Origin of the sequence: uncultured Desulfosarcina sp. (assembly GCF_963664155.2) — a bacterium.
GTDB lineage: Bacteria > Desulfobacterota > Desulfobacteria > Desulfobacterales > Desulfosarcinaceae > Desulfosarcina.
Genome location: NZ_CAXXXH010000001.1, coordinates 5211133 through 5232168 on the forward strand (window position 1 = coordinate 5211133; position 21036 = coordinate 5232168).

Annotated in this window: 14 protein-coding genes; 8 read left to right on the top strand and 6 right to left on the bottom strand. The window is 53.9% G+C overall.

Annotated features, from left to right (window positions below; translation table 11 throughout):
- Positions 1-10: 10 nt before the first annotated feature.
- Together ACHZBS_RS23845 and ACHZBS_RS23850 are read right to left on the bottom strand one after the other, a co-directional pair.
- Complete coding sequence (locus ACHZBS_RS23845; RefSeq protein WP_319408989.1) at positions 11-898, bottom strand: NUDIX domain-containing protein; 888 nt, start codon at positions 896-898, stop codon at positions 11-13.
- 141 nt (positions 899-1039) lie between these two features.
- Positions 1040-3133 carry a PAS domain S-box protein gene (locus ACHZBS_RS23850; RefSeq protein WP_319408990.1) on the bottom strand — a complete coding sequence of 698 codons (2094 nt, stop codon included), beginning with the start codon at positions 3131-3133 and terminating at the stop codon, positions 1040-1042.
- 317 nt (positions 3134-3450) lie between these two features.
- On the opposite strand from ACHZBS_RS23850, the gene fusA reads away from it, so the two are divergent.
- Positions 3451-5538: an elongation factor G gene (fusA, locus tag ACHZBS_RS23855; protein WP_319408991.1), complete on the top strand. Its 2088-nt coding sequence runs from the start codon at positions 3451-3453 to the stop codon at positions 5536-5538.
- Between the two features lie 185 nt (positions 5539-5723).
- A complete protein-coding gene (locus ACHZBS_RS23860) occupies positions 5724-6431 on the top strand; it encodes an AAA family ATPase (RefSeq protein ID WP_319408992.1) in 708 nt (235 codons plus the stop codon).
- 317 nt (positions 6432-6748) lie between these two features.
- Here the strand turns inward: ACHZBS_RS23860 and ACHZBS_RS23865 are convergent, their stop codons facing one another.
- Both ACHZBS_RS23865 and ACHZBS_RS23870 read right to left on the bottom strand, forming a co-directional pair.
- Positions 6749-8017, bottom strand: a complete 1269-nt coding sequence (locus ACHZBS_RS23865; protein ID WP_319408993.1) for a M48 family metallopeptidase — start codon at positions 8015-8017, stop codon at positions 6749-6751.
- A 343-nt stretch (positions 8018-8360) separates the two neighbouring features.
- On the bottom strand, positions 8361-10592 hold the full coding sequence (locus ACHZBS_RS23870; protein WP_319408994.1) for an alpha/beta fold hydrolase: 2232 nt from the start codon (positions 10590-10592) through the stop codon (positions 8361-8363).
- A 305-nt stretch (positions 10593-10897) separates the two neighbouring features.
- On the opposite strand from ACHZBS_RS23870, the gene ACHZBS_RS23875 reads away from it, so the two are divergent.
- From ACHZBS_RS23875 to ACHZBS_RS23895, 5 genes are all read left to right on the top strand, one after another.
- The gene (locus tag ACHZBS_RS23875) at positions 10898-11326 is read left to right on the top strand and encodes an NIL domain-containing protein (protein ID WP_319408995.1); all 429 of its coding nucleotides are present in this window, start codon (positions 10898-10900) and stop codon (positions 11324-11326) included.
- Entirely contained in the window at positions 11323-12366 is a 1044-nt protein-coding gene (gene mnmA / locus ACHZBS_RS23880) for a tRNA 2-thiouridine(34) synthase MnmA (protein ID WP_319408996.1), read from the top strand. The genes ACHZBS_RS23875 and mnmA overlap by 4 nt, the downstream gene beginning before the upstream one ends.
- Before the next feature lie 124 nt (positions 12367-12490).
- Entirely contained in the window at positions 12491-13834 is a 1344-nt protein-coding gene (mtaB, locus tag ACHZBS_RS23885; protein ID WP_319408997.1) for a tRNA (N(6)-L-threonylcarbamoyladenosine(37)-C(2))-methylthiotransferase MtaB, read from the top strand.
- Between the two features lie 136 nt (positions 13835-13970).
- Positions 13971-15275 carry an MFS transporter gene (locus ACHZBS_RS23890; protein ID WP_319408998.1) on the top strand — a complete coding sequence of 435 codons (1305 nt, stop codon included), beginning with the start codon at positions 13971-13973 and terminating at the stop codon, positions 15273-15275.
- Between the two features lie 707 nt (positions 15276-15982).
- Positions 15983-17200, top strand: coding sequence for an SUMF1/EgtB/PvdO family nonheme iron enzyme (locus ACHZBS_RS23895; RefSeq protein ID WP_319408999.1), 1218 nt, complete (start codon positions 15983-15985; stop codon positions 17198-17200).
- A 418-nt stretch (positions 17201-17618) separates the two neighbouring features.
- On the opposite strand, the gene ACHZBS_RS23900 is transcribed toward ACHZBS_RS23895, so the two are convergent.
- Positions 17619-18632 (bottom strand): sigma-54 dependent transcriptional regulator, encoded by a 1014-nt coding sequence (locus ACHZBS_RS23900; protein WP_319409000.1) that lies wholly within the window; start codon positions 18630-18632, stop codon positions 17619-17621.
- A gap of 41 nt (positions 18633-18673) precedes the next feature.
- The gene (locus tag ACHZBS_RS23905) at positions 18674-19042 is read right to left on the bottom strand and encodes a response regulator (protein WP_319409001.1); all 369 of its coding nucleotides are present in this window, start codon (positions 19040-19042) and stop codon (positions 18674-18676) included.
- Positions 19043-19529: 487 nt separating this feature from the next.
- Between ACHZBS_RS23905 and ACHZBS_RS23910 the strand changes: the two genes are divergently transcribed.
- Entirely contained in the window at positions 19530-20864 is a 1335-nt protein-coding gene (locus ACHZBS_RS23910; protein ID WP_319409002.1) for a sigma 54-interacting transcriptional regulator, read from the top strand.
- Positions 20865-21036 lie beyond the last annotated feature (172 nt).

Genomic DNA, 21036 nt, shown 5'->3' on the forward strand with positions numbered 1-21036 from the left:
AATTCCTCACTCAGTCCAACTCCCTATATCTCACCGGCCGGCAGATGTCCCGATGCCGCCACAATCGTGAAAAAGGAGCGCCCACCGGCAGGACGTCCGCTTCCAGTCGGCCGACGGCCACAGAAACGGTTTCACGGGCGTAATCCGGATCCCAGGGCTCGATGATCAGGGCGCTTTGGTCCAAGGGCCACAACCGCGGCATGATGGGGTCCGGCCAGGATCGGCTGCGAGATTCGGCTATCAGGGTGTCAAAATCGGCGAAGGACAGCATCTGGTGCAGGGTCACCAGGGTTGGCGGGCTCAGCGGAAGGGTGCCCCGTGCGTTTTCCGTCAGTGCCTTTCTGGGATTGATCCAGGTGCCGTGAACCGTTTCATGGTTGTCCGGCTGACAGCGTCGATTCTGTCCGACCGGTGCCACAAAAAAAAAGGTGTCGAAACGTCGCGGCATCATCTCAGGGGTGATCCAGTGATGCCAGCGCCCCAGTTTGGAGACGGACAAGGCAAGGCCGCCATCCTGGATTCTCCGGATGAATGGGGTGCCGGTGTTTCCGGCATGTTCAGGGTCGGAGGATCCTTTCATGGGGGCAGCCAGCAGCAGCCCGGCCTCTTCCCAGGTTTCCCTGATTGCCGCAACGGCAAAGGGCAGCATCCGGTCCACCTCGCCATTCAGAGCCAGGGCCAATCGATCCGCGGTAAGATCCACATGTTTTTGCCAGAAGGCCGTATTCATGTCTTCGGCTTCCAGGTTACCTCCTGGAAAGACATAGGTTCCCGGCATAAATTTGCTGGCGGCGCTGCGGCGCAACAGATAGACTTCGATTTCCGCTTCGCGCCTGCGGGCGAGAATGAGCGTGGCCGAAGGGGATGGCATCGCTGCACGGCACGATGAGTCAGTCATGGCGGTGAAGGGTTCCTTTTTGTCGCTGCACAGTTCAGTGGCGAAGATAGGAAATGTTGAGTGATGAATTTTAAATTTTGAATTAACGGCCTTAAATCAATTAACCATTCAAAACTCACCATTCAAAATGGGTATCGCTGTTCAAACTGCAGGCTGGTGGTGTCCATTGTCAATCACTTCTCGGATGGCATGGGAGAGCTTTTCCATGCCAAAGGGTTTCTGGATGAATCCGTTGCATCCCCGCGAGATGATGGCAGCGGCGTCGCCCATGCTGTAGCCGCTGGCCAGCAGTACCTTGATGTCGGGCCGGATCGTGCGCAGCCGGTCAAAAACATCGCCGCCGCCGATGTCCGGCATGATCAGATCCAGAATCACCAAGTCGATTTTTTGGCGGAAATCGGTGAAAACACGGATTGCATCATTGCCGCAGGATGCTTTGATTACGGTGTATCCCATTTTTTCAAGCATCTTCACCCCTATATCAAGGATATAGGACTCATCGTCTACGAGCAGAATGGTTTCAGGACCTTTTAAGATACCCTTCGGGGCGGGTGCCGGCTCTTTGCTGGTTTTCTGGGAGACAGGCAGGTAAACACTGAAGGTGGTGCCGCGCCCGGGATGGCTTTCAAAATCAACAATGCCATCGTGGTTCTTCACGATGCCGAACACCGAGGCGAGCCCCAGGCCCGATCCACAGCCGAACTCCTTGGTGGTGAAAAAGGGGTCGAAAATCCGGTGGGAGATGGTCGGGTCGATTCCTTTCCCCGTATCCGTGACCGATATCCTTACATAGTCACCGTAATTGATTTCAAAGGGTTTGACGAATTTTTCGTCGATGGTGACATTCTGCGTTTCCAGGTAAAGATCACCTTTTTCCGACATGGCCTGCCAGGCGTTGAGGTAAAGGTTGATCAAAACCTGTTCGATCTGGCCTCGATCGGCGGAGACCATGCGGACGTTGGGTTCATAGGTTTCATGGATCCGGATGGATTTTCGGGTTCTGCCGAAAAGGGCAGCCGTTTCGGTAACCACCTCGTTCAAGTTTACCGGTTTGACCACATATTTACCGCCACGGGCGAACCCCAGCAACTGACGGGTCAGGTTGGCACCGCTATCCACCAGCTGCTCGATACTGTGGATATTCTCGTACAGCGGATGACAGTGGTTGACATCCAGATACATCAGGGAGATGTTTCCCTGTATTCCCATTAGCAAGTTATTGAAGTCATGGGCAATGCCGCCCGCCAGGGTACCGATGGCTTCCATCTTCTGCGCCTGCTGGAGTTTGCTTTCAACATTTTTTTTCTCGGTAATATCGATGATGACGCTCTGGTATTCCATGGCATGGCCTTTTTCATCGAACAGGGCACGGTCGGTCCACTGTCGCCACAGGATATCGCCGATTTCGGTTCGGGTACACTGTTCGTAAATGACCATGGGTTTTTCCGGACGAAGGCGCTGCAGTCGATTTTTCATGCGCTGCCGCTCGTTGTCGGGAATAAAAGTGAAAACATTGAAATCCAAGAGCGTTTTGTCGGAAAGCTGAAAGTGGTTCTTGAACCGAATGTTGGCAAAGGTAAGATCGCCGTTGGGCAGGTACCGGCAGACCATGGCCGGCATATCCCGGGAAACGGAGCGGTATCGGTCCTCGCTTTCCCTCAGGGCCTTCTCTACCCGCTTGCGCTCTTCGATTTCATTGCGAAGTTGATTGTTGGCCTGCTCCAGAGCCTCGGTACGCTCCTGCACCCGCCTTTCGAGACGGTCGTTGGCCTTTTTCATCCCGGCTTCCGCATGCTTCCGGGCGGTGATGTCGTGGGTGACCACCACGGCATGGGTGACCTGGCCGCTATCGTCCCGATAGGGATTGTAGGTGACCTGATAACACCGCAGTTCTCTGCCGTCGAACTTGAACCAGTCTTCAGAGCTGGTCACATTTCCGGCAAAACAATGGTCAAGCTTGGGTTTGATAATCGAGTCGAATTGAGTCTGCCCCCAGACGGCGGCGACGCTTTTACCGATGACATCTTCGTGCCGCTGCCCCCGGGCCCGACAATAAGCCTGGTTGACGCTTTCGTATGTGTACTTCCGGTCGATCATGGTCAGCAGCTGATCGGCCGCATTGGCGATGAACTGGGTTTTGCGCCAGACCTCTTTTTCATTCTCCAGAAGCCGCAGCTTTTCCCGAAGGAGCTTGTTTTCCGCTGTTAAATCGTCCATGCTGAGGGTACGGGTCATTTCCGGCCGATGTCGCCTGAAGTCCACATATGAGGGGAAGATCAGGAAGACGCCTTTTTTATGTGGTTTCGTGCAGTCAATTCATGAGTATCCATAGACCGGATGCCATCGTTTCGTCAATACGTGGTTGCGATAAGATTTTTTGTTGACATCCGCTGCAACAACACTATATTAGCGCACCAGCAAACTGATCGGTAGTCGAAGGTCCCACATATGGTGCGGTCATTGCCAAATGCGGGATCTTTTTTTATTATACCTTAATACAAAGACCGAGCGCATCGACCGGTCAGGAAAAGCGCTCATAAACAGAGGACAACATGGCAACACGCATCGAGAAAATCAGAAATATCGGAATCAGCGCCCACATCGATTCAGGCAAAACCACGCTAACCGAGCGGATTCTGTTCTACACCAAGCGCATCCATGCCATCCACGACGTGAAGGGCAAAGACGGGGTCGGGGCAACCATGGACTCCATGGAGCTTGAAAAGGAGCGGGGGATCACCATTGCCTCCGCGGCCACCTACTGCGAGTGGAATAAACATGAAATCAACATCATCGATACGCCGGGCCATGTCGACTTTACCATCGAGGTCGAGCGCAGCCTGCGCGTACTGGACGGCGCGATCCTCGTGCTTTGTTCAGTGGGTGGGGTTCAAAGCCAGTCCATTACCGTCGATCTGCAGATGAAGCGTTACAAGGTCCCTTGCATTGCATTCATCAATAAATGCGACCGCAGCGGCGCCAACCCCTTTAGGGTGGTCAGCCAGCTCAAGGAGAAGCTGGGCCACAACGCCGTGGCCATGCAGATTCCCGTGGGGCTCGAGGCCGACCATGAAGGCGTCGTGGATCTGGTGACCATGAAAGCACTCTATTTTGACGGCGATAACGGCGAAACGATCCGTGTGGAGGAGATCCCTGAATCCCTCTTGGATCTGGCCAATGAGAAACGGGAAGCGCTCATCGATGCCGCTTCCATGTTTTCCGATGAACTGACCGAGGCGGTCCTTGAAGAGGCACCCATTTCGCCAGAGATGCTCATCGACGCCGTGCGTAAGGGAACCCTGGAACGGAAGATCACCCCCGTATTCATGGGCTCCGCATATAAGAACAAAGCGGTTCAGCCGCTTCTGGATGCGGTCACCCAATTGCTGCCCTGCCCGGCGGATGTGGCCAACCAGGCCCTGGATCTGGACCAAGACGAGGCCCAGGTTACCCTGACCTCAGACGCCACCAAGCCCACTGTCGCGCTGGCTTTCAAGCTGGAGGACGGCCAATACGGTCAGCTCACCTATATCCGTGTCTACCAGGGAGCACTGAAAAAGGGCGACACGGTGGTGAATGTGCGTACCGGCCGAAAGGTCAAGATCGGCCGTCTGGTGCGCATGCACGCCAACCAGATGGAAGATATCACCGAAATCTCCGCCGGATACATTGGTGCGCTGTTCGGGGTTGACTGCGCATCGGGGGACACCTTCACCGACCGCAGCGTAAATCTGACCATGACTTCCATGTACGTGCCGGAGCCGGTGATTTCCCTGGCGATTGTGCCCAAGGACAACAAGTCGGAAGTCAATATGTCCAAGGCGTTGAATCGCTTTTCCAAGGAAGACCCTACCTTTCGTACCTACGTGAGCGAAGAAACCGGTGACACGATCATCTCCGGCATGGGTGAACTCCATCTGGAAGTATATATCGAACGGATGCGGCGGGAGTATAAGGCCGAGGTGACCAGCGGCGCGCCCCGGGTGGCTTACCGGGAGACCATTACCCGCCGGGCCGAATTCAACTACACCCACAAGAAGCAAACCGGCGGTTCGGGCCAGTACGGCCGTGTGGCAGGCTATGTGGAGCCGGTGGAAGGGGAAGATTTTTCCTTTGTCAACGAAGTGACCGGCGGGTCCATTCCCACCCAATTTATTGCGGCCTGCGAAAAGGGCTTCAGGAACTGCCTGGCCAAGGGGCCCAAAATGGAGTTTCCGGTCACCGGCGTCAAGGTGGTGATCAATGACGGCGCCTCCCACAGTGTGGATTCGTCGGAGATGGCTTTTCAGGCGGCCGCCCGCGGTGCTTTTCTGGAGGGTTACATGAAAGCCGCACCGGTAATTCACGAGCCGATTATGAAGGTGGCCGTGGAGACCCCCACCGAATTCCAGGGTGGGGTCATGGGTTCTTTGAACCAGCGCCGCGGCATGATTGTCGGCTCCCAGGACGAGGGGCCCATGTGCGTCATCGAATCCCAGGTGCCTCTGGCTGAGATGTTCGGGTATTCGACGGTGCTGCGTTCCCTGACCCAGGGTAAGGCCCAGTTTACCATGGAATTTGCCACCTACCGGCAGGTTCCCCAGTCCATTTCCGAAGAGATCGCCAAAAAACGTCAGGAAGAGAAAAAGAACGTCGCCTAATGGGTTCGGTGATCACGACAGAAGATACGGAAGAATGGCGAAATGCCCGGAAGCGGGCACAGACACGTGCATACGCATCCCCTGCCTTATCAGCCGCAGACGGGCCATGTATTAAAAAGCCCTGTCAGATCAAGGATCGGCGCAACAGGGCCAGGGTCATAAATTTGAAAGAGAGGAACCTGGATATGCTCAAAAACGACCTGATCCTCAGAAACCCACTGAGGCTGATGGGCCACGAAAACGAGGCAATTGTTCCGCAAGGGGGCTTCGGGGCTGTACTGGCCCGTGCCGGCGTGGGGAAAACCGCCCTGATCGTTCAGGTGGCCCTCAATAGCATGCTGCAGCAGAAAAATGTACTCCACGTGAGCCTTAACGAACCCGTGGACAAGGTGAGTCTGTGGTACCAAGAGGTACTCACCAGTTTGGCCAACCAGTACCATGTGCGGCAGATCAAGGAATTGTGGGAATCCATCCAGATGCATCGGTTTATCATGACTTTCAAGGTGGAAGGATTCAGCGTGCCCAAACTGGAAGAACGGGTCAAGGACCTCACCGAGCAACAGATCTTCAATCCCCATATGGTGATTATCGACGGGTTGCCTTTTGATGAGAGCTTGAGAACTCCGCTGGAAGGATTGAAAGCCTTTTCAGAGAACCATCGTCTCCACCTGTGGTTCACCGTTACCACGCACAGGCACGAAACGCCCGATGTGGACGGTTTGCCGGTACAATTGTCAGGCGTTGCCGATCTGTTCGACGCAGCCATCCAACTGCAGCCCGAAGGAAAGAAAATTCACATCCGCTGTTTAAAGGGTGGACCCGAGGATGCAGAAGCCTGCGACCAACTGCTGGATCCGTCGACCATGCTGATTCAGGATCCAAAAAACGCTTGATACCGGACTGATTGGAAATGAAAGCCGGCTCGATGCTTCAGGCATCGCGGCCGGCTTTCTTATTTTTATGGATAGCGGAAAAAAATTGAGGCCGGGAGTCGGATTTTCATCTTCAATGCCCGTAATCAAATAGCAGAACGTCCAACATCGAACACCCAACATCGAACGTCGAATAAGGTATACTATCTTTTTTAGGATCAGATGGAGCGAAGCGATCTCAGCATTCGACGTTCAATGTTCAACGTTGGATGTTTGATGTTCATTTTTTCCACCCTCACGTTGCGTATTCAGCCGTTGGATCACTGTTTCATTCCCAATCAAACCTGGTAGATTGACGGCGGCTGAGTCCCCTGACTTCCTTCTTCAAGTGCCGCAATCCGCTGGAGCACCGGTGGGTGAGAGTAGTTCAGGAATACATAAAGCGGGTGAGGAGACAGATTGGACAGGTTGTGGACGCTGAGTTTTTTCAGGGCGTCAACCATGGGGCGGATGTTCCCGGTGGTGGTCGCGGCAAAATGGTCTGCCGCGAACTCGTGCCGGCGGGAAACGTAGTGGATGATCATCCCCAGAAAAAAGTCCACCGGCGCATAGAGCAGGCCAAAGAACACCAGCCCGGCGTAAACCGACGGTTGTTGAACGTAAAATGCTTCAAACAATGCCGGCGTGTTGATGACCAGGGACATGAGAAATAGCAGCATGCCGGTCTGCAGAATGCTGAGTGCCATCATCTTCAGAATGTGCCGCATCTGGTAATGTCCCATTTCATGGGCCAGTACAGCCACCAGTTCGTCCGTGGTGTGGCGGGCGATGAGGGTGTCGAAGAGCACGATGCGCCGGTGCCGGCCGAACCCTGTAAAAAAGGCATTGGATTTGGATGAGCGTTTAGAGCCGTCCATGACATAGACATTGTCCAGAGAGAAGTTGATGGTGCGGGCACAGGCCATGATGGCATCTTTAAGTTCGCCTGCCTCCAAGGGATCGAACCGGTTGAACAGGGGCATGATCCAGGCCGGGGCGATAAACTGGACCACGATCATGAACAGGGTGACCAGCCCCCAGCACCAGATCCAGGCGGATGCGCCGGCATATTGGAAAAAGGCCAATACGCCGGCCAGCAGCGGGATGCCAAAGAGCATGGCCAGGAGCAGGGCTTTGAACCGGTCCTTTATCCAGGTGCCCAGGCTGGTTTGGTTAAATCCGAAACGCTGTTCGATCACAAAGGTGGCGTAAAGACTGAAAGGCTGGTCGATCAGGGTCTTCAGTCCTGCAAGAACGCCAATGTACGTTAAACCCGCGGCCAGGGGGCCCCAACCGAACGAACGGGTCCATCGGTCCACGAACGCAAACCCCCCGCCGAACCAGAAGACGACCAGGACCAGCAAATCCACGGCAGCGGCAATCTGCCCGAAGCGGGTATTGGCCCGCAGGTAATCTTGCGTCTGTCGGTATTTCTCCGGCTCGAAAACCCCTGTAAATGATTCCGGTATTTCATCGGAGAGCGCGTTGAGGTTTAACCGGTCGGCCGCCAGGCGAAGCAAAAAATCGGCGATGAGAAATAAAAGAATGGTCCAGGCGATCCAGTTCATGGGCAATGATTCCGTTGGGTCTTGTTTGCTTAGCTTTGCTGAGGTCTGATCGTATCGGCGATACCTGCAAGTGATGTCGGAGTAGTCAGAAGTCAGAATTCAGAATTCAGGGGAAGGATTCACCTTTGGCTCAGTCAATCGTATAAAATGGCCGGCTCGGAGCGACTTCATTTCCTTCTGGCTTCTGACTCCTGACTCCTGACTCCTGACTCCTGACTCCTGGCTTCTGACTCCTGGCTTCTGACTTCTGGCTTCTGACTCCTGGCTTCTGACTCCTGGCTCCTGGCTCCTGGCTCCTGACTCCTGACTCCTGACTCCTGGCTCCTGGCTCCTGGATTCTCGGTCAATTGGTTTCTTCAGTCTGCGGAAGCGGCACCGTGTCGGGCGCTTCTTCGACAGGCGCAGGGGCCAACCGGGGCTGCCGGCGAATGTGATCCAGAAAATCGCCGATGGCGCGGTACACCCGTTCGGAACCCTCTCCCAGCAGGATGCCGTGGCGCTGGAAGTTGAACAGCACCATCTGCTTGTCCGTCGAACCCAGCAGTTTAAATATTTTTTCGGTTCCCTTGGGGTTGACCACCGGATCTTCGCGCGACTGGATCACCAGCGCCGGGGCCTTGATCTGCGGCAGTCGCGGCTCCAGAGAAGACATGAGCCGCTCCAGTTCGCGAACTCCGGAGATGGGGTTTTTGAAGTAGTTGATGTGCGGGTTTTCCGGATGGTTGTCCACGAAGGCCTTTTTGGCCTCATCCAGGTTAAATCGTTCCATGAAGCGGTTCCACACATCCACGGCCGGAACGAAACGGGCCGCCATGTCCTGCAGCCGCAGGGGGGCGGATACGGCAAAAACGCCGGCCACCTCCGGGATCCGCCGGGCCAGATCCAGGGCCAGGCCGGCACCGGTTGAGAATCCGCCGGCGATCACCCGCCGGCACAGGTTGCTGATGATGGCATATCCGGTATCCATGGAATCGATCCAGTCCTGAAAGGTGCAGCCGGCCAGGTCCTCCGGGGCGGTGCCGTGTCCCTTCATGCGGGGGGCGTAGACCCAAAACCCCATTTTCCCCAGGTAGTCGGCCAGGCCTCTCACTTCTGCCGGGGCCGCCATATACCCGTGGGCCAATACCACGCCCACCCGCCGGCGATCTCCTTTGATCAGAAAGGGTCGGCCCACATCCCGGGGCCTGGAGGTTTCCAGAATCGAAAAAGTCTCATAATCACGGTTAAAAGCATCCAGTTCCCGCCTGATGAGATACCGGGCCACTTTGCGTTTCAGCCAGAACCCGGGCTGCCAGCACAGGCGCGAGATGCGGCGCTGCAGTCGGGTCATCGGTTCGACTTCATTGGCCATCACCGCGATGGGATTGTCGATCCGGGATCGATGAAAATCGAATATCGTGGCCAAACGGGCGGTATTTTTTATCAGAACCGTTCCGTCGGATGCCAGCACACCTTTTTCCATGGCAAAGTCTACGAATTCACTAAATTTGTGGTATCGGTCGTCGGTGAGCAGGTGCACCTGGTCTTTGTCGAAGCTGTTGTGGAAATAAACGCGGCCTGAAACCGCCCCTTCTTTTGCCGCCAGAAACACCCGTCGTTTCAGATTTTCCGGGTTGATGCGGCTGACCGGCGATTTTTTCAGGCAGGCGGCGAACAGGTGATCGTGATTGACTGTGGTCATCCGGTAGATTGCGGACATATAACGCTGCATGATCTTCAAGGCTTCCCGCCTCATGAATTTGCGGGAGGGGATCCGGTCGTCGAAGCCGATGGGTGACGATGATCGAATATCGCGCTGTATGGTCTGGTAGGAGAGACAGGCGGTGATTTCAATGGGCTTGCCGAAACGCATGTCGATATCCACCCCGGACAACAGCATGGCTCCCTCGGTCATGATCTCTTCAGCCACCCGGTCCGGCAGATCCTCCATCACTCGCCCGGCCAGTCGGCTCAAAGCGTTGTCCCGCGCCCGCAGCGGGTAGTAGGTCAGGTTTACCGGTACGATGCAGGTGGGCTGCCCGCTGATACTGTCCACGGACGGCAGTTCGAACCGGTCTCCCAGCCGTTGGGCTTCTTCAGGGTTGGCGTGGACCATCTCTGCAATACGCTGGCGGTAGAATTCGGTTCTCAAGGCCAGGGTGGCGGCTCCGGTATGGGGTGGGTGTTTGCCGCCGGCGTAGGAGATCATGTACCGCCCCTTTTCCATAATCTTCTTGTTTTTTACCATCCGACCTTCGGGAAATACGATCCAGCAGGCTTCGGCGGTGAGCAGGGTTTTGACCATCAATCGGTCCCGGTCCGGCGATTGGGTTGAAACGGCACCCAACTGCTCCAGGTAACGTCCGAATCGGCCCACAAACAGTTCCGGGGCAGCCAGCGACCACACCGGCCTTCCAGTCAGCCGGTGCAGGTGGTAGGGCAACAGAAAGGTTTCGATCCGCGTGAAGTGGTTGACCACAAAAATGGTGGGGCCTTTGGGGATGTTCTCCTCACCATGGATATTCATGCGGGCACGGGCAAGGCCGGCGATGGTTTTAATGGCCAGCCCGGTGGTGCGGTATGCGAAACGGTTCATGGATTAATTTGGGTTCTGGTTGAAAAACATGGAGGTGGTTTTATGTAGCCTTAAAATGCTGTTTAAGCATGAGAAACAGTTCGTGCCTGCCCGAAACGAGGGTATTTGTCCGAGATCAAGGCATGCGAAAAATTTTACCGAGGGCATATAGTTGATATTCCGAGGATAAAATTTTGAGCCTAACGCAAATATCGGGCAAAAAGACCTTTTCCGGATGGGCACGGGTTATGGTTGACACATATTAATCAAACTATTAAATTACATGGCTTGGAAATAAAAGTAAAGAATCCTACGGAGAAAGACTGGTGTATTCAAAAATACTCAAACTGCGGTTTCCGGTCACCGAAGTCCAGAAACCGGTGGTCTGCAACCTGGCCCGGGAATACGATCTGGTGTTCAACATCCTCAATGCCGGCATCCTTCCCCGCAAAGAGGGTTTCATGGTGCTGGAGATATCCGGCAGCCGGAAGAATTTCAAAGATGGTGTCAATTACCTGAAACGCCAGGGGGTGGATGTACAGAACGCCTCTCAGGAAATTAAGCGAAACGAGAAAAAATGCACCCACTGCGGATCCTGCACGGCCGTGTGTCCCACGGGCGCTCTGTCCATCAAACGCCCGGAGATGGAGGTTGAATTTGATCAGCAGAAGTGCAGCGTCTGCGAACTGTGTGTCACCGCATGCCCGCCGCGGGCCATGGAAGTGCGTCCTACCGACCAGCTTTTTTTTGAATGACGGGTTCCATCGCCATTGCCGTTTCCGGCGGCGTTGATTCCCTGGTTTCCGCCTATCTGCTCAAACAGCAGGAAAACGATGTTTTCGGCATCCATTTTCTCACCGGTTATGAAAAACCAGTCGAATCGGGTTCCGAGGGTATCAAGGCGCTTAGTCGACAGCTGGGACTTCCGATTGTCTCCATCGATCTGAAAACCCAATTCAAGACCCGGGTCGTGGATTATTTCACTGCCGCCTACCAGAACGGAGAAACCCCCAATCCTTGCCTGGTGTGCAATCCGACGATAAAATTCGGTGTGCTGTTCGATGAGGCACGTCGATTGGGCGCTTCACGCCTGGCCACCGGTCACTATGCGCGGGTAGAGGCGCAACAGGATGGGCGATATCGACTGTGCCGGGGCGTAGACGAAACCAAGGATCAGTCCTATTTCCTCTCCCGCCTCACCCAGGATCAGCTGGCTCGGGCCTGTTTCCCCTTGGGGACATGGACCAAGGCGCAAGTCAAAGCGCTGGCCGAGGAAAAGGGGCTGCACCCGTTGACCCGGCAGGAGAGCCAGGATGTGTGCTTTATCCGTGACGCCTCATATGCCGAGTTCCTCACTCGGACCGCGGGTATTTGTCCGCAGCCGGGAGATATCGTAAACACCGCCGGCCATCGGGTGGGCACCCACAACGGGTTGCACCGGTATACCGTGGGCCAGCGGCGGGGAATTAACTGTCCGGCGAGCCAAGCCTACTATGTGGTCGGGATCGACATCCGACGAAATCGTCTGGTGGTCGGATTCAAGGATGAATTGGTCGCCAATAGCTGCCGGGTATCGGATATCAATTGGATCGCCGGTGTTCCGCAAACCCCCATGGCAGCCGATACGCGAATTCGGTACCGTCACCGGGCCGTGCCCTCGATGGTGTCGCCTGTCGGGCATGACGGTGCTGTGGTCCGGTTCGATCGTCCCCAGACTGCGGTCACGCCGGGGCAGGGGGCGGTTTTTTACCGGGGCGATGAGGTCCTTGGCGGCGGGTGGATTGCCGCTGAATAGCAGTTTGTTTGTTGAATTTGTTGGTTGGTTGAATTGGTTAGTTCGTCGGCTGTGAGTCAAACAATCAAACCAATCAAACCAACTAAACCAATCAAACCAACTAAACCAATAAAACAGATTTTTTATGAAAAAAATCCTCATCAAAACCCTCGGCTGCAAAGTCAACCAGTGCGAGTCCGAAGCCATCCGGAATGCACTGGTGGAATCGGATCACGGATTTGCCATCGGTGACGATGGCATGGCCGACGTCGTGATTGTCAATACCTGCACCGTGACCCGCAAAGCCGCCATGCAGAGCCGGCAGGCCGTTCGCCAGGCTGTCCGGGCCAACCCCGGTGCCCGCATCGTGGTCACCGGCTGCCATGCTCAGACCGCACCGGCTGAGTTGGCCGCCATCGAAGGTGTGGATCTCATCGTCGGCAATCGGGACAAACACCTGATCCCCCGACAGATTTATTCCGATATGCCCAAACGCACCGGCGATCATACGCCGGTTGAATGCCCGGACATCGCCGGCATCGTCCAATTCGACGTGTTGCCCGGCATCGCCCACGGCGGCCGAACCCGTCCTTTCCTTAAGATTCAGGACGGTTGCAACGCTTTTTGCACCTATTGCATTGTGCCTCATGCGCGCGGAAGAAGCCGCAGTCTGCCCATGGACCCGGCCTTGCGTCAGATCGAGCAGCTGGGGCGGCTGGGCTATCGGGAAGTGGTACTTACGGGGATCCACATCGGCTGCTACGGCCACGACCTGACTCCGGCCATCGGATTATATGATCTGCTTTGCCGCATCCGGGATGCCGGCGCCATCGATCGCGTTCGCATCAGTTCCATCGAACCGGCAGAACTGTCCGACGATATCATCAACCTTGCCGCATCAGGTGAAGAACCTCCCGGCCGGCTTTGCCCGCACTTTCATATTCCCCTGCAAAGCGGGGACGGCGGGATCCTGAAACGGATGCACCGGCCCTATGGCCGCGACTATTTCATGGAGCTGGTCCAACGCATCATCGGCCGGCTGCCTGACGCCGCCATCGGCGTGGACACCCTCATCGGTTTCCCCGGAGAGACAGACGAGGCCTTTGAAAATACTTACGCATTGATCCAGTCGCTGCCCGTGGCCTACCTGCACGTGTTCCCTTTTTCAGCGCGCGAAGGGACCCCGGCCTTCTCCTTTAAGGACCAGGTTCCCGCACCGGTGATAAAAAAACGCTGCGCGAGGATGCGGCGGCTGGGATCGAAAAAACGCCGGGAATTTTATGCACGCCATGTCGGCAAAGTGGTGACCGTCCTGGTGGAAGAGACCCGTGATCGAACCTCCGGGCGCTTAAAAGGATTTTCAGACAACTACATCCCCGTAACTTTTGACGGGCCGGACGATCTGGCCAACACCTTTCAACCGGTTGAGATTCAGCGTATTTCATCCGAGGGGGTACCGAGGGGGGTGGTAATTTTGAATGTTGAATGATTAATTTTTAATTAAGGGAACGAAATCAGCTAAAAATTTAAAATTCAAAACTAAAAATTCAAAATTATAACCAAGCCAATCCAACCCATCCAACCCATTAAACTAATTCAACCAACTCAGTGACCCAATAAACTCAATGAACTCAATAAGCACCAATAACACCCCCCCTTCCATGGCCACCGGCCTGTTTGTCTGGAGCTTCGGTGCGGTTTTTTACCTGATGGGTTTTTTTCACCGGGTGGCACCGGCGGTAATTACCGGCGAGCTGATGCGCGATTTCCAGATCAGCGCGGCTTCCCTGGGAAATCTTTCCGCCTTTTATTTTTACAGCTATGTGGCCATGCAGATTCCCACCGGCATTCTGGCGGACCGCTGGGGGCCGCGGCGTCTGCTCACCCTGGGAGCACTGGTCGCCGCCATGGGGGCCGTGATGTTTGGATTGGCACCGGGCATTGGCTGGGCTGCTGCCGGAAGGCTTCTCATCGGCGGGTCGGTTGCCGTTGCCTTCGTGGGGCTGCTCAAGGTGGCGGCCAACTGGTTTCCTGCCCGCCGGTTTGCACTGGTATCGGGACTGGCCCTTTTTTTCGGGATTGTCGGGGCCGTCTTTGCCGGCACGCCGTTGCGTTTTCTGGTGGACCTGTTCGGTTGGCGCAGCGTCATTTTCCTTTCCGCCGCAGTTACTCTGGTCATCGGGGCCGGCACCTGGATCGTCGTGCGGGATTTTCCCCATGAAAAGGGATATCAAGATTTGCCGGTTGCAGGTTTGGCAGGCCCATTAAAGCCGGAGACAGGTGTTGTCGAAGGGATCGTTCAGGTGCTTGCCTACCGCAACACCTGGCTGCTGTTCATCATTCCCGGCGGAATTGTGGGATGCGTACTCACCTTCTCCGGGCTGTGGGGGGTGCCCTATCTGACCGCTCTTCATGGACTTTCTACCGCCGCTGCCGCCAGCCTGACATCGGCACTGCTCGTGGCCTGGGCGGTCGGTGGGCCTTTTTTCGGGTGGTTTTCAGACCGGTGGGGAAACCGGAAAACGCTCTATCTGGCAGGATGCGGGATCTCGGCGGCCGGGTGGGGTGTAATTCTTCTGGCAACCGATATTTCCCTGACAATTCTGATTCCGGTTTTGCTGATCACCGGCTTCTCATCAGGCTGCATGATCATCAGTTTTGCGTTCGCGAAAGAATCGGTGCCATCCCATTTGTCGGGGACGGTGTCGGGCGTAATCAACATGGGGGTCATGACCGGCCCGATGGTCCTGCAGCCGGCGGTGGGCCTGGTGCTGGACCGGATGTGGCAGGGGCAGATGGTGGAAGGCGTCAGGGTCTACAGCGTTGGCGCCTACCACAGTGGATTTTCCCTGATGCTGGTATGGGTTGTGGTTTCCTTTATTCTACTGCTGTTTACCCGGGAAACCGGTTGCCGGCAGGAGGTTGAATGAAAAATAAATTTGGTTGATTGGTTTAATTGGTGGGTTGGTTTGATCGGTTCGCTGGATTGGTCCTGCTTCGAACCCTGGAATGCCGGGGCTCCGGTACCCCCCTCGTCCCATAGGGGCGAGGGAACCTTGTCAAAAATCACCGACCACCCGCTTAAAGGGTGGTTTGATCAAGCCCCCTCCGAAGGGGGCTGAAACCCAAACCCATGAACGCCGAACATCCAACGTCCAACGTCCAACATCGAACGTCGAACTTCGAATAAGGCATTCTATCGGTTTTAATGCGATTAAACCCTATTTCAACTGCACCTATGACCCGGTGCTTCTTTTAACAGATTGACGGAGAGAAGCGATCTCCGCATTCGACGTTGGACGTTCGATGTTCACTGTTCGACGTTCAAATAACCATTTGCCGGCTGAATGGCTCTCCGGATCGGTCCGAACCTCTTCGGGTCGCTCGGGCTTAGCCCGATGTTTAATTTACTGCAATTAGTTGGATTAGTCTGATTGGTCTCACTTGACCCCCTGGATCCTCGAATCCTTGAATCCTTTTTTTAAAAATGAACGTCCACCATCGACCATTGAACATCCAACGCCGAATAAGATATGTTATCATCTTCTATGAATAATTGGATTGAAGCGATCTCAACGAACCAACCCAACCAATCAAAACAAATAACGAACCGACAAAAACGATGAGTATCAACACGATGAAATCAAAAGCGATCATGGATCAATTGAACCGGCTGGCCGGCTGTGTTCAGGACCGGGAATTCGACCAGGCGCGTTCCCTGTCACGGACAATTTTTAACAACCTGCTGAAATCGGTGTATGCGTTGGTCCGCGGTCAGGCTTCCGCTGCGATTATGCGAGGTCTGCTGGAATTGGAGATTGAAATCGGCGGTGAGAATAGTGAATTCAGGGATTTCGCCAGCGGGCAACTGATCGATCTGTTCAGCCGTGGGAATGTCATCCGTCACATGGAAATGGAGATGGCGCCAGGACCGAACCTATCCACGGCGCTGGATTTTCAAGTCATCGCCCGATGGCTCGAAGCCGGAGCGAATGACGACGGATTTCCACGTCCGGCATCTTTACGATTCGTCCACGCTTGGCTGACGCTTTTGGCAGAAGAAACCGGTTTGCTTGACTCCGATGAAGAGGTCACTGCGGCGCCTCGCATTATTTCAAAAACGGCCGGGAAAAAGGTCGCGGAGTTTCCGGACGAGGGGAGCCCTTTCACCGATCCCGTTACCGATATGACTTTTGTGTTCGTTCCCGGCAGCACCTTTTCCATGGGAGACACGTTCAATGAAGGGGTCGAAGACGAAAAACCGGTTCACGAGGTGAGCCTTTCGGATTTTTACATGGCAACCTGTCCGGTGACTCAGGCTCAATGGAAACGTCTGATGGCGGAAAATCCCTCAAATTTCAGCGGTGACGATCATCCGGTGGAACAGGTGACGCTGGTCGATGTCATAAACTTTATTGATAAACTCAACGCGGCTTCGGGAACCGGTCTGCATTTTGATCTTCCCTCGGAAGCCCAGTGGGAATATGCCGCCCGCAGCGGTGGAAAAAATGAACTATACGCCGGCGGACAAAGTCCTGAGGCGGTGGCTTGGTTCGAGGACGACAACCTCGGAGGTACCGCTCCGGTTGCCCAAAAAACTCCAAACAAGATAGGTCTTTACGACATGAGTGGAAACGTATGGGAATGGTGTCGGGACATCTATCATCCGGAAGCCTACCGGCGTCACACAAAAAATGACCCGGTTTGCACCGGCGGCAGTACCGACCGGGTGATTCGTGGCGGCAGTTGGAATTTGGATGCCTGGAGCGCCCGCTGCAGCCGACGGTTTCGCTTCGATCCCGACCTTTTCGGCCCGGCGCTGGGGTTTCGGGTGATGATGCGGATGGATGGTTGATTGGTTTTATTGGTTGGGTTGGTTTGCTATGAGTCAGGAGTCAGGAGTCAGGAGTCAGGAGCCAGGAGTCAGGAGTCAGGAGTCAGGAGCCAGGAGTCAGGAGCCAGGAGCCAGGAGTCAGGAGTCAGGAGTCAGGAGCCAGGAGTCAGGAGTCAGAAGTCAGGAGTCAGAAGTCAGAAGAAAAATGATGTCGCTGCGCTCTACCCCCTTTAATCTAAGACCTGAGCCGAAGGCGAATCCATTATTCTGAATTCTGGCTTCTGACTCCTGGATTCTTTTGCAATATCGTTTTATTGGTTGGGTTGGTTAATTGGTTGGTTTATAAAAATAGGATCCGAGGGGTCGAGGGGTCAAGGATTCAAATTTAACCTAACTAATTAAACTAACAAACAAATTAAACCAATGAAACCATTCTGCGTCATTTCTCCGGCGGAATGATATTAAGATCGCTAATTTTATAGAGCAGTGTTTTGTAGCTGATCTTTAATATCTTTGAGGCCTTGCTTCGATTCCAGTCGGTTTTTCCAAGAACATGGGAAATAATTTCCCGTTCCACCATTTCCACTGCATTTTTCTTGGCGCTTTTCAGTGAAAAAGATTGGCTGTCAGGAGAATTCTTGCCGCCTAAATCGAGTATTTTTGACAGCGAGGCATGATGGTTCAGCTTATCATCCGTCCCGCTGGTCGGGGACACGATCCGTTCGCTGTTGAAAAGCTCCTCGACAATCTGACCGCAATCGCCCAGCACCAGCATCCGTTTCAGGACGTTTTGAAGCTCGCGGACGTTTCCCGGCCAACTGTAAGTGCACAGCCGGTCGATTATTTTTGGGCCCGGTTTTTCGATGTGCCGGTTATTGAGCATGGAGGTGTATTCTTTGATGTAGTAATCAATCAGCGGGGGGATGTCTTCGGGCCGCTCCCGCAACGGTGAAAGATAGATTTTGATAATGTTGAGCCGGTAATAGAGATCTTCTCGGAACCTTCCTTCCTCGATATCCTTTTTCAGGTCGTGATTGGTGGCCGCGATTACCCAGGTGTCCGCCTTGACCTCTTTTTCAGATCCAAGGGGTGAAAATTCGCCGCCGCTTTGGAGTACATGAAGCAGCTTGGCCTGAAGGGGAAGGGACATGTCGCCGATTTCGTCCAGAAGCAGCACGCCGCTGTGGGCCAGCTGAAATTTGCCTTTCTTCCTTTGTTCCGCACCGGTGAAGGCGCCCCGTTCGTAGCCGAAAAGTTCACTTTCCAGCAGGCCTTCGGGCAAGGCCGCGCAGTTGATCTTGATAAATGGTTTGCCCAGCCGGGGAGATTTTTGATACAGGTTTTGGGCAACCACTTCCTTGCCCACACCGCTTTCACCAAAAACGACCGTATTTAAGCCCGTGCTCGCCACATGCTCGATCAACTCACGAACCCGCTCGATGTTTTTGCTCACACCGACTATGGGTGGTCCCGATTTTGAATTTGAAGGGTTACTCATTTCAATAATTTCTTAACCAGTTGTTCCAGTTCAGGCAGTTTAAATGGCTTTTCCAGCACATAATCGGCATGGGCTTCCTTTGCCAATGATTCCGGGTGCTCTCCCCAACCGGTAATGGCAATCACCGGGGTATCGGGAAATTTTTTCTTAACGATTGAAATGATGGCCACCCCGCTGATGTTCGGCAACACAAGATCCGTAATGATCAGGTCGAAAGCGGCATCTTTGGCCTCGATATGCTTCAACCCGTCGAGACCATTGGCCGCGGAAACGACGTCATATTCTTTCTGGGAAAAAAAATTCGTCAGCGCGGTGAGGATCTCTTCGGCGTCATCGATGATTAAGAGTTTGAAAGGCTTTTTCATTTCAGCCTCTTATGTTTTTTAACCATAAGGTGGAAGGGCAAAATCTGACTATATGGATGCTATATATGAATGTTCAAAAAATGGCAAGTTTTTACATAACTTTCATTCAGGGGCGTTTTTTTTTAATACTTAGCCCAACTTTGCCGATAAGTATATAACACCTTGCGTTCAATATTCTTTTTCGGATTGTGATTTCAGAAGTGGAAAAAGTTTTCATAATATGTAATATGAGTTCACTTCGCTGGAGCGATCTTTGACAATCAGGTGCAGGTACGGAAAGTGGCGGTTCCGACCGAAAATCTATAAATATATAACGAAAACAAATTGATATAGGCAATCCCAATTGAGGACCAGTACCTGTTGGAGCCAATAATTTTAGCTGGCATGGTAATTGTAAAGGGAGAACGGCAAGAGAGAAACAGAGCTACCAGGTGCGTTAGTGAATTAAAATTGAAGCCAAATTTAAAAAAGTCGATTGTTTTTTAATATGGAACCGGCCACTGCCTTCGTTCTCGATAACGATCAAGCCCAAAGAGATGATATCCGCATTCGTCTGTCCAACTGTGGTGTTGTGCCGATCTGTTTCAACGACGAATGGATCTGCCTGGAGAACATCCACTATTTCAGACCTGCCTTTGCGGTATTGCGACCCGATTCTCGGGAGACGGCGATCCGGTTTGTCAATATCGCCAAGGCGATCCGAAGTACATTCCCGATTATCATCCTATCGAATCAAAGTGAAATTGAAAGCTTCGTTCGCAACAACTGGCTGGTCGATCTCATTTTTTTGCGATACCCGGCCGATGAAAAGGACTTTCAGGGTGTGTTGGCGCTACTGGCTGAATCGAAAACCAATGGCGGCCGTCCCGTTTTAATTGCCGGGTCCCAGGAATCCCAAAGGCGCATCGAACGCTTGCCGTTGTTCGGTGGATCCACAGAGCCGGTGCTGATCCAGGGTGAACCGGGGGTCGGAAAGCGACTGATGGCCAAAGCCATCCATAGCTGCGCGACGGATGCAAATAGGGTTCCGGTGTTTATCAATGACGGGGACATTTCCGGCGGCTGGATTCACAAAACCCATCAACGTATTCATTCGCCGTCCGGCGCCGGCGGGAAAATCCTTTTCACCGTTATCGAAAATATCGAAAACCTGTCGATTGCCCAGCAAGCTCAGTTGCTGCTGATCATGGAAACGCCTTCAGCCAACGGGAAACGCAACGACGCCCGCGAGACCGTGCGGCTAATCGCGCTCGCAGAAACCGATTTGGAACGGTCCAGCCGTGAAGGCCGGTTCAGGAAAGACCTGTACCATCGGCTCAGTGTACTGAAAATGACCCTGCCGCCGCTCAGGGATCGCAGGGATGACGTGCCGGTGCTGGCGGACTTTTTTGCGTCTCAATACAGCATCCGGCACAGTGGGGCTATTTTTCGACTGCCTGAGGAGGTTCGCACGGTTCTCAGTAACTATGATTGGCCGGGCAATGTCTCGGAACTCAAAGGCTCCATCAAACGGGCGTTGGCCGGAGATGCGGCCCATTGGGCGGAGAATTTGTCAACCTGGTGCAAAAATCAGATCGTGACGCGCAGCCGCCAGATCGGCGGATCGACCATGAATCTGAACGACGATGTGCGCCGGTTTCTGGAAAACAACCGGGATCTGCCCCTGAAGAAGGCCAAGCAGCGGTATGCCATGCGGGTTGAAAGCCGGATCATGAAAGCGGCCCTGTTCACCACCCACGGCAACTGTAAAAAAGCGGCGAAGTTGCTGAACATCAGCTATAAATCGATGCTGAACAAGGCCAAGGAATATCAACTGGTTTAAAAGAACCGTTTGATTAGTTGGGTTAGTTGAATTGGTTTGATTCGTTGAGATAGTTAAATTTGTTTTGAAGCGGTTGCATGGAATGGATTTGAGTCTTTTCTGTGGACCGTGAACTCAACCAACTCAACCAACTCAACCAATAAAACGAACTAAACCAATAAAACGAACTAAA

Excerpts from the sequence above, each read along its gene's own strand:
- ACHZBS_RS23845 (WP_319408989.1), bottom strand. The coding sequence starts at position 898 with ATGACTGACTCATCGTGCCGTGCAGCGATGCCATCCCCTTCGGCCACG.
- ACHZBS_RS23850 (WP_319408990.1), bottom strand. The coding sequence starts at position 3,133 with ATGACCCGTACCCTCAGCATGGACGATTTAACAGCGGAAAACAAGCTC.
- fusA (WP_319408991.1), top strand. The coding sequence starts at position 3,451 with ATGGCAACACGCATCGAGAAAATCAGAAATATCGGAATCAGCGCCCAC.
- ACHZBS_RS23860 (WP_319408992.1), top strand. The coding sequence starts at position 5,724 with ATGCTCAAAAACGACCTGATCCTCAGAAACCCACTGAGGCTGATGGGC.
- ACHZBS_RS23865 (WP_319408993.1), bottom strand. The coding sequence starts at position 8,017 with ATGAACTGGATCGCCTGGACCATTCTTTTATTTCTCATCGCCGATTTT.
- ACHZBS_RS23870 (WP_319408994.1), bottom strand. The coding sequence starts at position 10,592 with ATGAACCGTTTCGCATACCGCACCACCGGGCTGGCCATTAAAACCATC.
- mnmA (WP_319408996.1), top strand. The coding sequence starts at position 11,323 with ATGACGGGTTCCATCGCCATTGCCGTTTCCGGCGGCGTTGATTCCCTG.
- mtaB (WP_319408997.1), top strand. The coding sequence starts at position 12,491 with ATGAAAAAAATCCTCATCAAAACCCTCGGCTGCAAAGTCAACCAGTGC.
- ACHZBS_RS23890 (WP_319408998.1), top strand. The coding sequence starts at position 13,971 with ATGAACTCAATAAGCACCAATAACACCCCCCCTTCCATGGCCACCGGC.
- ACHZBS_RS23895 (WP_319408999.1), top strand. The coding sequence starts at position 15,983 with ATGAAATCAAAAGCGATCATGGATCAATTGAACCGGCTGGCCGGCTGT.
- ACHZBS_RS23905 (WP_319409001.1), bottom strand. The coding sequence starts at position 19,042 with ATGAAAAAGCCTTTCAAACTCTTAATCATCGATGACGCCGAAGAGATC.
- ACHZBS_RS23910 (WP_319409002.1), top strand. The coding sequence starts at position 19,530 with ATGGAACCGGCCACTGCCTTCGTTCTCGATAACGATCAAGCCCAAAGA.